Genomic DNA, 12,456 nt, shown 5'->3' with positions numbered 1-12,456 from the left:
CCGCGGTGAAACTCGCCGTCGCCCTGGACCGCCAGGTCTCCCTCAAGGACGTCACCCGCCACCCCCACCTCGCCGACCTCGCCGGCCTCCTCGACAGCAGGTCCCCGCACCGCGCAGCCGAACTGACGGCCTCCTGCTGACCACAGCACCCACCAGAGCACCCGCCAGACACAGCACCCACCAGACACAGCACCCACCAGACAGCCCCAGCCAGACACAGCACTGAAGACACAGCACAGACAAGGAAGAACACCATGTCGATCCCCTCCCCGGCCACGCTGCTCGATGTCACGGCGCAGCCCGGCAAGCCCCCGATGCTGCACGCCGAGCCGCCCGACGACGCAGCCGCCTGGGCGCAGCAGCACCGCCACGCGCTGCGCGCCCTGGTCACCGAGCACGGCGCGATCCTCATCCGCGGCCTCCAGCTCGGTGACGTGCAGCGGGCCGGCGCCGTCTTCCATCAGCTGGCCGGCACGCTGATGACGGACAGGGAAGCCTTCGCGCCCCGCCACAGCTACGGCCCGGGCGTGTACTCCTCCTCCACCTGGCCGGCCACCCAGCCGATGTGCATGCACCACGAACTGAGCTACACCCTCAAACCCCCCGGCCTGATGATGTTCGCCTGCCTGAGCGCACCCACCACCGGCGGGGCGACCGCGATCGCCGATGCGCCGACCGTGCTGGAGGCTTTGCCGCCCGAGCTGGTCGAGCGGTTCGAGCGGGAGGGCTGGCTGCTCACCCGCAGCTACAACGACGAGATCGGGGCATCACTGACCGAGGCGTTCGGCACCGAGGACCGGGCCGTCATCGAGGACTACTGCCGCACCCAGGCCATCGAGTTCGCCTGGCAGCCCGACGGCGCCCTGCACACCCGCCAGCGCCGCCCGGCCGTGGTACGCCATCCGCTCTCCGGCCGGCGCTGCTGGTTCAACCAGGTCGCGTTCCTCAACGAGTGGACGATGGCCCCCGAGGTCCGCGAGTACCTCATCGACGTCTACGGCGCCGACGCCCTGCCGTTCAACACCCGCTTCGGAGGCGGCGACCCCATCGGCGAGAACGTCGTCCAGCTGCTCAACGAGGTCTACGAGGCCCACACCGTGCGCGAGCCGTGGCAGGCCGGTGACCTGATGCTCCTCGACAACGTCCGCATGGCGCACAGCAGGGAGCCGTTCGAGGGGCCGCGTGAGGTCCTCGTCGCGATGGCCGAGCCGCTGCACCTGGCCCAGCAGGCGCCGGCCGGCGAGGCGGGTGCCCGATGACCGCCAGACCTTCCACCCCCCAAAAGCCTGCAGGAAAGCCTGCAGGAAAGCCTGCAGGAAAGTCCGCAGGAAAGCCTGCAGGAAGGTCCGCAGGAAGGCCCGTCATGGAGTCTGCGAGGAAGCCCGTCATGGAGCCCGTCATGGAGTATGCAAGGGAGTCGGTCATGTCCGAGCCGGTCACGGTGCCGCCGTTCGCGGTGATCTCCGGTGCCCAGGTCCAGCACGCACTGAAGGGCCGCGAGGAGCAGATCGTTCGGCTGGTCGAGACGACCTACCGGCTGCACGCCGCCGGCGACTCGGTCAACCCTCCGTCGTACTTCCTGCGTTTCCCCGACCGCCCCTCCTCCCGGATCATCGCGCTGCCTGCCTCCATCGGCGGCCACGTGCGGGTGGACGGCCTCAAATGGATCTCCAGCTTCCCGCAGAACGTGGCGTCCGGAATCCCCAGGGCCTCGGCCGTGCTGATCCTCAACGACCACGACACCGGCTACCCGTTCGCCTGCCTGGAAAGCTCCATCATCAGCGCCACCAGAACGGCCGCGATGGCGGCACTGGCCGCCGACCGGCTCAGCCACACCCGCGAGCGCCCCACCCGTGTCGGGTTCTTCGGGGTGGGCCTGATCGCCCGCTACATCCACACCTTCCTGGCCGGCACCGGCTGGTCCTTCGACGAGATCGGCGTCCACGACCTGTCCGCCGACAGCGCCGCCGGCTTCAGCACCTACCTGCAGCAGACCGGCACACCCGGCCGGATCACCGTGCACGACAGCGCCGAGGACCTGATCCGCTCCAGCGACCTGGTCGTCTTCGCCACCGTCGCCGGCAAACCGCATGTCAGCGACCCGGCATGGTTCGACCACCATCCGCTGGTCCTGCACGTCTCACTGCGCGACCTCGCACCCGAGATCATCCTCAACTCGGCCAACATCGTCGACGACGTCGAGCACTGCCTCAAAGCCGACACCTCACCCCACCTGGCCGAACAGCTCACCGGCAACCGCGACTTCCTGGGTGGCACCCTGGACGACGTGATGACCGGCCGCGTGACACCCCCCACCGACCGGCCACTGGTCTTCTCCCCCTTCGGCCTCGGAGTCCTCGACCTCGCGGTGGGCAAATACGTCTACGACGAAACGGACCGCCTGGGGCAACTGCACGTCATCGACGACTTCTTCCACGAACTGCGCCGCTACGGATGAGCAGCCCACCCCACCGCGGCCTCGCCCTCCACCGTGGATGAGGAGACCACCGCGCCCCTCGTCCCACCCTCCGTGCATGGCAACCCCGGCCTTCGGGCCGGGGCCGGGGAGGAAGGGCATCCCCGGGGCCCGATGCGTTCCGCCCGGGCACTGTCACGGTGGATGCGCCCTCTAGGGTGCGGGCATGACCTCGCACAGCTACCTGTCCGAACTGTTCTCGCTGGACGGCCGCATCGCCGTGGTGACGGGCGGCAGTTCCGGTATCGGCCGGGCCATCGCCGGGGCTCTCGCGCGAGCGGGGGCGAGCGTGGTGATCGTGGCGCGCAAAAAGCCGGAACTGGCCGCCACGGTCGGCGAGCTGGCGGCGGACGGCTGCCGGGCGGCCTGGGTGAGCGCCGACCTGAGCAGCCGCGACGGGGTGCGCGCGGCGGCGGAACAGGCAGCCGCCGTGTTCGGCGAGCCCGACATTCTCGTCAACAGCGCCGGGATCAACCTGCGGCCGCCGATGGGCGAGCTGGACGAGGAAGTGTGGGACGCCACGATGGCGGTGAACCTGGAGGCGCCCTACCTGCTGGGCCGGCGGTTCGGGCCCGGCATGGCCGAGCGGGGCTTCGGGCGGATCATCCACATCAGCTCCCAGCAGGCGCACCGGGCGTTCGTCCACAGCGGCGCCTACGGGGTCTCCAAGGGGGCGCTGGAGTCGCTGGCCCGCTCGCAGGCCGAGGCGTGGTCGCCGCACGGCGTCACCTGCAACACGCTGGTGCCCGGCTTCGTCATGACCCCGCTCAACGCGCGGTTGTCGTCCGACCCGCAGAAGGTGGCGGCGCTGGCCGCACGCACGATGGTCAAACGCAACGGCCTGGCCGAGGACTTCGCCGGAGCGGCCGTGTTCCTGGCCGGCCGCGCCTCCGGCTACGTCACCGGGCAGGCGATCTTCGTCGACGGCGGGTTCTCCGTCCACTGAGCCCACATCAAGCCTGACCAAACGGCGCCGGTCGGCGTCCTGAAAACCAGGCGACCCGCGCAGGCCGGCGCCCTAGGGTGCACGGCATGGACCATATGACCGTTACCACTCTCGCGAAGCGGCCCGGGCTGCGCGAGGTCCTGTGGGAGATGCCGGACAGCTGGCCCGTGTTCATGCACCATGATCCGGTGTCCAACGCCCTTATGGGTTTGATCCCCCAGGAGTTCCCGGAGTTCGTGGTGGTGGCCACGGACGGCGAGGGGGCACTGGTGGCGCGCGGGCTCAGTGTCCCGTTCTGGATGGCTCGCTCCAAGCGGCAGGGCCGACTGCCCGACCGGGGGTGGGACGAGGTGCTGCTGTGGGCGTTCGCCGACCGCCGGCGCGGAGACGAGCCCGACATGGTCAGCGCGATCGAGATCGCGGTACGGCCCGATCTCCAGGGGCGCGGGCTCTCCGGGCTGATGCTCGGCGCGATGAGGGACAACGCCCGGGCGCACGGGTTCACCGAGATCGTCGCCCCGGTGCGGCCGAGCGGTAAGCACCGCGAGCCGCAGACGCCGATGGACGAATACGCCTTCCGCGTCCGCGAGCAGGACCGGCTGCCCTACGACCCCTGGCTGCGGGTCCACGCCCGCGCCGGGGCGGTGATCGAGAAGGTGGCCCCCGTGTCGATGACGATCTCCGGGTCGCTCGCGGAGTGGCGGGAGTGGACCGGACTCCCGTTCGACACGACCGGGGACGTGTGGGTGCCAGGCGCGCTCGCTCCCGTGCGGTGCGACCTGGAGCGCGACCACGCGGTCTACGTCGAGCCGAACGTATGGGTACGGCACCGGCTCTGAGAGGGCGGTTCGTGAGTCTTTGAGTGATTCTGTCGTCGCCTGATGGTGTGGGGTGAGGGCGGATCCGCTGGTCCGCAGCCGACGGTCTGTTGGGGTGGTGGGGTGAGTGAACGCAAGCCGTACCCGAGCGACTTATCGGACGAGCAGTGGTCGTTGATCGAGCCGGTGATCACCGCATGGAAGGACCGGCACCGCTCGGTCAGCGGCCACCAGGGCACCTGCGCGATGCGGGAGATCGTGAACGCGATCCTGTACCAGAGCCGCACCGGCTGTCAGTGGGCCTACCTTCCGCACGACCTGCCCAGAAGAGCGCGACGTATTACTACTTCGCCGTCTGGCGGGACGACGGGACCGACCAGGTCATCCACGAACTCCTGCGCTGCCAGGTCCGTGAGCGGGCCCGCCGATCAGAGGACCCGACCCTGGTGGTCCTGGACACCCAGAGTGTCCATGCGGCCTCCGGGGTCCCCGCTTCCACGACCGGCCGGGACGCCGCGAAACGGGTGCCGGGCCGCAAGCGCGGCCTGGCTGTGGACGTGCTCGGCCTGGTCATCGCCGTCACCGTCCTGGCCGCGAGCGCGCACGACAACGCTGCGGGCATCGTCCTGTTGGACCAGGTCGCCGAGAGCGCCGGCGGCACCGTCGAGAAGGCGCTGGTCGACCAGGGTTTCAAGAAGGCCGTGGTCGACCACGGCACCGCACTCGGCGTCGACGTCGAGATCGTCGAACGCAACCCGCAGGGCACCGGCTTCGTCCCACAGCCGAAGCGGTGGAGGGTCGAGCAGACCTACGGGATCCTGATACTGCACCGGCGCCTGGTCCGCGACTACGAGCACCATCCCGCCTCGTCCGCCTCCCGCGTCTACTGGGCCATGACCCACACCATGGCCCGCCGCCTCACCGGCGAGAACACCCCCACCTGGCGCGAACCGCAGACGGTGAGCGCGTAAACCTCCAGCCCCTGTTCGACGCGCTCGGCATCCAGGAGGAAGCCGCCCGGGCCATGGCCGACGACCTCCGCACGCAGATCGGCGAACTGCAGGCCGGCTGCGGGAGGCCGAGACCCACCTCGAACACCTCGCGATCACCCGGAAGACCGTCACCGGTCTCGCTGACAGGCTCCCAGCCGCCCCGCCAGACCTGCCCGAGCACCCGGACTACCCCCGCATCCTCGGTGTCTTCAACGACGCGACCGGCCCACTGCGGGCCCGGGACGTCTGCGAAGCCCCCGACCACGAACCGCTGCCGAAGAACATAGAAGGCACCCGCGCCAAACTGAAACGCCTGGTCAAGCTCGACATCCTCACTGAAGCCGACACCGGCAGCTTCACCAGGAACAAGTAGCCGCCGAGCACCGCGACAAGCAGCCCTACCAGCCTCATCAGTGAGCCGATTTCTGCTGTGTCTGTTCCCGCGGCCGGCACGACGCTAGCGTCGAGTCTCATGATCGTATGGCTCAACGGCACCCATGGCGCGGGCAAGACGACGACCAGTGCGCTCGTGCAGCAGCTGATTCCGGATTCACGGGTGTTCGACGCCGAGAAGGTCGGCGAGACACTTATGGACATCACGCCGGGGTTGCCCGCTACGGACAACTTCCAGCACTGGCCGCCATGGCGGCCGCTCGTGGTCGAGACCGCCCGACGCGTTCTCGACTACACCGGCGGCACTCTGGTGATGCCCATGACTGTCCTGGTCGAGCAGTACTGGCGCGAGATCAGCTCGGGCCTTGCTCAGCATGCCATTCCGCTCCGGCACTTCGTCCTCCATGCCGACCAGGACACCCTCCGCGGGCGCATCGCGAGCGACACTGTTCTCGGCCCCGACTCCCCGTTCCGTCTCCAATACCTTGAGCCCTACGCCGAGGCGGCCCGCACGTGGCTGCACGCCGAGGCCGAGGTCGTCGACACCACACACCTCACACCCGCCCAGGCCGCCCTTCAGATCGCAGAGGCCGTCAAGAGTTGAGAAAGAACGACCTGCCGGCGTCAAGCCTCGCAGGTGCCAAGAAGCCGGCCCTGTGACAACTAGCGTGCTTCGGCTCAATCGGGAAACGGTCAACACCTCACGAACCGCCCTCTCAGAGCCCGGCAGCGATTCGCCGCACGGGCCTACGGCGCCTGACGACCTGGCTGCGCAACCGCAAGGTCTACCACCCCGAAGTCCTCGCAGCCAAGGCCGTCGAGGCCGCGGAGCGCCAGCACACGGCCGTTGCCGGCGAGAAGGCCATCTCCAAGATGGTGCACACCCTGGCGAGGGAGGTTATGGCCCTCAACGAGAAGATCGCCGAGACGGACAAGCTCATCGAGGGCCGGTTTCGCGAACACGAGCTCGCCGATGTGATCACCTCCCTGCCCGGCATCGGCACCACTCTGGGCGCCGAACTCCTCGCCGCCACCGGTGGCAGCATGGACGCGTTCCCCACCCCGGACCAGCTCGCCGCCTTCGCCGGCGTGGCGCCCGCGCCACGAGACTCCGGGCAGGTCAACGGCAACCTCCACCGCCCCAAGCGATACCACCGACGCCTGCAACGCGTCTTCTACACCTCCGCCCTGATCAGCATCCGCTGCGACCCCAACTCGCGCCGCTTCTACGACAGGAAGAGAGCCGAGGGCAAACGTCACGTCCAGGCCGTCCTCGCCCTGGCCCGGCGCCGCGTCAACGTGCTGTGGGCCCTGATTCGTGACCGACGGTGCTACACCGTCACACCACCGGTCACCCAGGCCGCTTGACTTCCAGATTGGGAAGCATCTCGCTGAGCACGGCGGTGACGAGCCGTTCGAGGGCGGCCGGGTTGGGGAAGACCTGCACGACGTCGGTGCGGCGCTTGTGGGGAAGACCTGCACGACGTCGGTGCGGCGCTTGATCTCGCGGTTGATCCGCTCCAGGGGATTTGAGGACTGGACCTTCTTCCAGTGGGAGATGGGGAAGGCCGCGAAGGCGGTCAGGTCCTCCTTGGCGTCCAGGAGCATCTGCCTGACCTTGGGGAACTGCTGCCCGAGCATGTCAGCGACCGCATCGAGCTGGTGATGGACGGCTTCGGCGGTGGGCTGGATGAAGATGGTGCGGATGGTCGCCGCGACCATTTCCCCGGATCCCTTGGGGATCACGGAGAACACGTTCCTCAGGAAGTGAACACGACAACGCTGCCAGGCAGCACCGAGCATGACCTTCCGGATCGCTGCCACCAGGCCGCTGTGACTGTCGGAGATCACCAGGCGGACCCCGCCCAGGCCGCGTTCGCGCAAGGAGCGCAGGAACTCGCTCCAGAACGCCTCGGTCTCGCTGTCGCCGACCATCACGCCCAGCACCTCACGGCCGCCGTCCTCGCTGATGCCGGTGGCGATGACCACGGCCTGGGAGACGATCCGGTGGTTCACGCGCACCTTGCAGTAGGTCGCGTCCAGGTAAAGGTAGGGGAAGCGGCTGTGGTCCAGGGGCCGGCCGCGGAAGACCGTGAGCTGTTCGTCCAGGTCACCGCAGATCCGCGAGACCTCACTCTTGGAGATGCCGCTGTCCGCGCCGAGCGCCTTGACCAGGTCGTCGACCGAGCGGGTGGACGCCCCGTGCACGTAAGCCTCCATGATGACCGCGTACAGGTCCTGGTCGATGCGGCGCCGGCGTTCCAGCAGGCTGGGAAAGAAGCTGCCGCTGCGCAGTTTCGGGATGGCCAGGTCCAGATCGCCGGCCTGGGTGGCGAGGGTCTTGTCGCGGTGACCGTTGCGGTAGCCGGTGCGGTCCTCGGTGTGCTCATTCCACTGGGCGTTGATCCGGCCGCTGAGCTCGGCCTCGATCAGCTCTTGCAGCATGCGCTCGGCGACGTTGCGGACGAGCTCGATCCCGTCCGCCGTGCGTAGTGACTCCAGCAGGCGTTGTAGGTCAGACTGGGACAAGGCCATCGGGCACCTCCCGTGTTGAACTGGCCGTTCACCAGGGAGATTTGCACGGTGGCCTGCCCTATGCGCAGGGAGCGGAGGCCGTCACCGGATGCACGCCCCGGGTACCCGCCCGCGCACACCCGCATGGTGATCGCCTACACCATCACAAGGGACACCATCCCGGTCAGCCGGCCCAAGGACGCCTCCGGCTTCGTCGTACTGCCCCGCAGGTGGGTCGTCGAGAGGTCGCTCGCGTGGATGATGCACGCCCGCCGCCACGCCAGGGACTACGAACGGCTCATCCAGCACTCCGAGACCCTGATCACCTGGGCCGCGATCACCCTCATGACCAGGCGACTCGCCCGCAAAGGTGCCACCCCCCGGCTGGCCGAGGAAACCGGCGACCTGGATGGCTGACTGCCTTCTCAGGCCTGAAGAGAGCTCGCAGCACGATCGTGTTCTCGATCCTGACGGGCCGTATCGTGGTCGGCGTTTGAGGGGCGGGAACGATGACTTTCGGGGGATCCGGTGAGCGTGATGTGGGCGGCGACATCGCCGGAATCGGGATGCTTCTCCGTAGTGCAGAGGTGTTCGGAGGCCGGAGACCTATCGGCCTCCTTCAGCCAACTGCGTTCCCGCGGTCAGGGGTACCTCGAGGTTCGGTTGCCGGAGAGTGACTATCCTCTGCTGACCCTCGGCTTCCGAGGTGATCACGCAGTCGTCCATCTGTTCAGCGACGCTGACGCCGTCTCCCTTCTCGTGGGAGACGGCACCGCCCCCTCGGACAGCGTGGTCGCCGTCCCGATCATGGACGACCCAGCAGAGTTCACAGGCGACTTCGTCCTGAACGTCGACCGCGCGTGGACCTGTGTCTCCACCTTCATCCAGACAGGGGCGCCCAGCGATCTGGGCCAGTGGTGCGCGTTGTAGCCACAGTCTCCGAACGACGAGGTAGAGAGCACCGCGCGTAACCACAGGCGAGGCGACCGCACCAACACCGCACGCGGATTAGAAACACGTGCTGGTGAAACGGCTCAGTCTCGGCCCGCGCCCGACTTCCAGGACAGCGATTGGCGCTAAGCCCTTGATCTTGGTCCCCAAACGGAGAGCTACGAGGGTGGTGTCATCTCGGTGGCGAGCCGCCGGGTGGCAGATTCCTGCACCTGGAGCGGCCGGAAGCTCTGCGCTGACCTCCCGCTTTGAAGGAGTGGCGTGTGGGTTTCGGTGCGGGAGCGTTCAGTCTCGGCAGCGAGGTGTGTCAGGTCAGGGCTTGGGTACCGATGGCTGCGAGCAGGGCGAATTGTTCGGCTGTGGCGGTTGCCGGTGGTGCGGAGCAGATGGCGATACGCAGATCGTTTCCGGGGATGGTGAGCGTGTCGCAGTCGACGGTGACGGGGCCGAGGTCGGGGTGGTGGACGGTCTTGCTGTCCGTGGTGTGGAACCCGACCGTGTGGGAGTCCCACAGGTCGTCGAAGCGTTCGCTGGCGCTGCGCAGGCTGGTGATCAGTGCCGTGAGGTGCGTGTCTTTAGGGTAGCGGGCGGCGGAGGAGCGCAGGTCGGAGACGAGGGCGGTTTCGAGCCGGTTCTGTTGGTCGGGGGTGTGGGTGACGCGTGTGGGCAGGTGGGTGAAGTGCCGCCAGGCGATGTTGCGGTCCTTGCCGCGCCAGGGCGAGGGGTCGCCCATGAGGGCGGCCCACAGGGGGTTCCAGGAGATGAGGTTCCAGGCGGCGTCGTGCACGCTGAGCGGGCTGCCGTTCAGCTGGTCGATAAGGCGCTGGACGCTGGGCGGGATGTGCGGGGAGATCTGGCCGGTGGTGGGTGGTGCCTGGCCGGCGAGGAGGTAGAGGTGGTCGCGTTCGGTCTCGGTCAGGCGCAGGGCGCGGGCGAGGGAGGCCAGGACCTGCGGGGAGGGTGAGGTGGCGCGGCCTCGTTCCAGGCGGACGACGTAGTCGACGGAGAGTCCGGCGAGCTGGGCGAGCTCTTCGCGTCGCAACCCGGGGGCGCGGCGGACACCGCCGAGGGGCAGGCCCAGGTCTTTGGGGCTGGTGCGGTCACGCCAGTGGCGCAGGGCCTGGCCGAGGGCTACGGGATCGTCGTTCACGCATCCATTGTCCGCCGGGCACGGTGCAAACAGCCTGGTACTGGCCGACCCCCCGCTGATGAGAGCTCTCCCTGTCCGTTGCCTCAGCGCGCAGGCTCAGTGGCATGACAACAGTCACCGTGATCACCGGAGCCAACAAGGGCCTCGGTTTCGAAACGGCCCGCCGCCTCATCGAGCTGGGCCACACCGTCTATGCCGGCGCCCGCGACGCACACCGCGGCGAGCAGGCCGCCAAGGCCCTCGGGGCCCGCCCGCTGCTGATCGACATCACCGACGAGGCGTCGGTCGCCGCGGCCGCACAGCAGGTGCGTGCCGAGGTGGGCCGGGTGGATGTGCTGGTCAACAATGCGGGCATCGCCGGGCCGGCCGCGCCGGCCGGTGAGCTGACCGCCGCCGATCTGCAGCAGGTCTTCGACACCAACGTGTTCGGGGCTGTGCGCACCACCCGCGCTTTCCTGCCCCTGCTGCAGGCCGCAGCCCGTCCCGCGATCGTGAACGTCTCCAGCAGCCTGGGCTCGCTGACGATCAACGCCGACCCGCCCGCCCACACCGATATCCTCGAGGCGTGGGCGCCGCTGCTGGCCTACAACTCCTCCAAGGCCGCGCTGAACATGCTGACCGCGGTCTACGCGCAGGCGTTCCCGCAGATCAGCGTGGTCTCGGTCGATCCCGGGTTCACCGCGACCGACCTCAACGGCCACCAGGGCACCCAGAGCGTCGAGGACGGCGCGGCGGTGATCGTCGCAGCCGCCACCACCGGCCCCGACGCACCCAGCCCCGCATTCCTCGGCGCCACCGGCCCCGTGCCCTGGTGACCTTTCCGCCCTTCCCGCCCTTGGGGCTGCAGACCGCGGCCGTACCACACCACCACGAAAGAATGATCATGAACAGCGTGCACCAGAAGTCCCTCGAGACCGCCCAGGCGTTCATCACCGCGTTCGAAAACCGCGACCCGGCCGCGGTGGCCGACCTGCTGTCCAAGAAGGCGACCTTCGTCATCCCGCTGTCGATCGCGGGCACCCCCGAGCCCTGGTACGTCTTCGACAGCCCCGCCGCCGTCCTCGCCTACGTCGAGTCGGTCGCGGCGAAGTTCGACCACGTCGCCTTCCTGGACAAGGTCTGGACGGTCAGCGAGGACGCTCGCTCGGTGTTCCTCCAGGCCAACGGCGACATCCTGTCCAGCGCGGAGAAGCTCGTCTACAACAACGTCTACATCTTCCGCATCGACGTCGCCGACGGCCAGATCGTGAAGGTCTGGGAGTACGCCAACCCGGTCGCCTACGCCAACCTCGGCATCGCCGACTCCGAGGCCGAAGCAGCCGCCCAGGACCGCTGATCTGCAGACTCAGCAGCCTCAGAGGCGCCCCCTGGCAGACCGCAGCGGTCCGCCGGGGGCACCAGCCGGGATGCCGTTCCTGCCGGGCAGCGTCGCGACCACCGGGCCCTTCCCGAAGGGCCCGGCGTCATTCGTCAACACGCAGCAGGTCCTCGTCCTCGATCGGCATGCGCACGGACTGGAAGCGCGGCAAGGAGCTTCGCCAGACCTCGGAGACGTGGGGCGATCCGACCGCTGCGACGCTGCAGGTCACCGACCGGTACGTGCCGCCCGCTCGATGGCCGGGACCGCATCCACGCGCGGCTGACCACCCGCTCCGCGTGGATCGATCACACCGGTGAACTCCCCATCTTCGAGGGCACCTTGATACGGCCTCCAGGTCGACCGCCTGCCCGGCGCCAACGACCCACTGCCGCTCTCGCTGTGGTCGTCGGCCACCGGCGTGACCCGCGAGGAGCCGACCTGCGCTGGCAGGCGTTCTTGCGGAGGTTCCACAGACCCTGGGCTCGGCCCGTCGGAAGCTCCGTGCTCCGGAGGCCGGCGAACGCGGACCTGGCTCGTCACCGCCGCCGGGCGCGTCTACCGCCACCAGTGGTTCGTACGCCGCACCTACCCCACCAGGATGACCCGACCGGCTCTCCCGCAAGTGGGTCGCCCCAACCTGGTCACCCCCGAAGGATGCGAAAACACCTCCATCCTCGGCAGGGAACGCGTCGTCAACGTCCTTCCCCGCTGACGACGTATGCCGCTGGGCCAGCACTCAAGGGGTTTCATCACAGCTTCTAAGCTTGACTCTGTCGGGGATCTTGGAGTTGCCGAGGTCAGCTGCCCAGGGCTCGCCAAGACTTCAGCCGGGGTATCTCGCGCTGGTCGAGGTAGT

9 protein-coding genes and 4 pseudogenes are annotated in these 12,456 nt (G+C 68.6%); 11 read left to right on the top strand and 2 right to left on the bottom strand.

Annotation, left to right across the window (positions count from 1 at the left end; genetic code table 11):
• The first annotated feature begins 254 nt into the window (after positions 1-254).
• The 7 genes and pseudogenes from ACZ6ZQ_RS38075 to ACZ6ZQ_RS38045 all read left to right on the top strand — a co-directional run.
• Positions 255-1,259 carry a TauD/TfdA family dioxygenase gene (locus ACZ6ZQ_RS38075; RefSeq protein ID WP_469773119.1) on the top strand — a complete coding sequence of 335 codons (1,005 nt, stop codon included), beginning with the start codon at positions 255-257 and terminating at the stop codon, positions 1,257-1,259.
• A 164-nt stretch (positions 1,260-1,423) separates the two neighbouring features.
• Positions 1,424-2,458, top strand: a complete 1,035-nt coding sequence (gene sbnB / locus ACZ6ZQ_RS38070) for a 2,3-diaminopropionate biosynthesis protein SbnB (protein WP_469773120.1) — start codon at positions 1,424-1,426, stop codon at positions 2,456-2,458.
• Between the two features lie 184 nt (positions 2,459-2,642).
• Positions 2,643-3,422: an SDR family NAD(P)-dependent oxidoreductase gene (locus ACZ6ZQ_RS38065; RefSeq protein WP_469773118.1), complete on the top strand. Its 780-nt coding sequence runs from the start codon at positions 2,643-2,645 to the stop codon at positions 3,420-3,422.
• An 86-nt stretch (positions 3,423-3,508) separates the two neighbouring features.
• The gene (locus ACZ6ZQ_RS38060; protein ID WP_469773117.1) at positions 3,509-4,261 is read left to right on the top strand and encodes an N-acetyltransferase; all 753 of its coding nucleotides are present in this window, start codon (positions 3,509-3,511) and stop codon (positions 4,259-4,261) included.
• A 102-nt stretch (positions 4,262-4,363) separates the two neighbouring features.
• Positions 4,364-5,211 (top strand): annotated as a pseudogene (locus ACZ6ZQ_RS38055) (IS5 family transposase).
• Positions 5,212-5,704: 493 nt separating this feature from the next.
• Positions 5,705-6,229 (top strand): P-loop nucleotide/nucleoside kinase family protein, encoded by a 525-nt coding sequence (locus ACZ6ZQ_RS38050; RefSeq protein ID WP_469773116.1) that lies wholly within the window; start codon positions 5,705-5,707, stop codon positions 6,227-6,229.
• Between the two features lie 113 nt (positions 6,230-6,342).
• Positions 6,343-6,993: pseudogene (locus ACZ6ZQ_RS38045) on the top strand (transposase); the annotation flags it as partial.
• A gap of 87 nt (positions 6,994-7,080) precedes the next feature.
• On the opposite strand, the pseudogene ACZ6ZQ_RS38040 reads toward ACZ6ZQ_RS38045, so the two are convergent.
• A pseudogene (locus ACZ6ZQ_RS38040) lies at positions 7,081-8,160 on the bottom strand (IS256 family transposase); the annotation flags it as partial.
• Between the two features lie 162 nt (positions 8,161-8,322).
• On the opposite strand from ACZ6ZQ_RS38040, the pseudogene ACZ6ZQ_RS38035 reads away from it, so the two are divergent.
• Together ACZ6ZQ_RS38035 and ACZ6ZQ_RS38030 are read left to right on the top strand one after the other, a co-directional pair.
• A pseudogene (locus ACZ6ZQ_RS38035) lies at positions 8,323-8,556 on the top strand (transposase); the annotation flags it as partial.
• A 390-nt stretch (positions 8,557-8,946) separates the two neighbouring features.
• Positions 8,947-9,069, top strand: coding sequence for a hypothetical protein (locus tag ACZ6ZQ_RS38030; protein WP_469773115.1), 123 nt, complete (start codon positions 8,947-8,949; stop codon positions 9,067-9,069).
• 328 nt (positions 9,070-9,397) lie between these two features.
• Here ACZ6ZQ_RS38030 and ACZ6ZQ_RS38025 read toward each other — a convergent pair whose 3' ends face one another.
• Positions 9,398-10,240, bottom strand: coding sequence for a helix-turn-helix transcriptional regulator (locus ACZ6ZQ_RS38025; protein WP_469773114.1), 843 nt, complete (start codon positions 10,238-10,240; stop codon positions 9,398-9,400).
• A gap of 104 nt (positions 10,241-10,344) precedes the next feature.
• Here ACZ6ZQ_RS38025 and ACZ6ZQ_RS38020 point away from each other — a divergent pair, with 104 nt between their 5' ends.
• Entirely contained in the window at positions 10,345-11,055 is a 711-nt protein-coding gene (locus ACZ6ZQ_RS38020; RefSeq protein WP_469773113.1) for an SDR family NAD(P)-dependent oxidoreductase, read from the top strand.
• A 68-nt stretch (positions 11,056-11,123) separates the two neighbouring features.
• Positions 11,124-11,576: a nuclear transport factor 2 family protein gene (locus ACZ6ZQ_RS38015; RefSeq protein WP_469773112.1), complete on the top strand. Its 453-nt coding sequence runs from the start codon at positions 11,124-11,126 to the stop codon at positions 11,574-11,576.
• Positions 11,577-12,456: the final 880 nt, after the last annotated feature.

The organism is Streptomyces sp. NPDC053673, assembly GCF_055585225.1.
The sequence above is the reverse complement of the archived record's forward strand: the minus strand, read 5'-3'. Positions and strand labels throughout refer to the sequence as shown.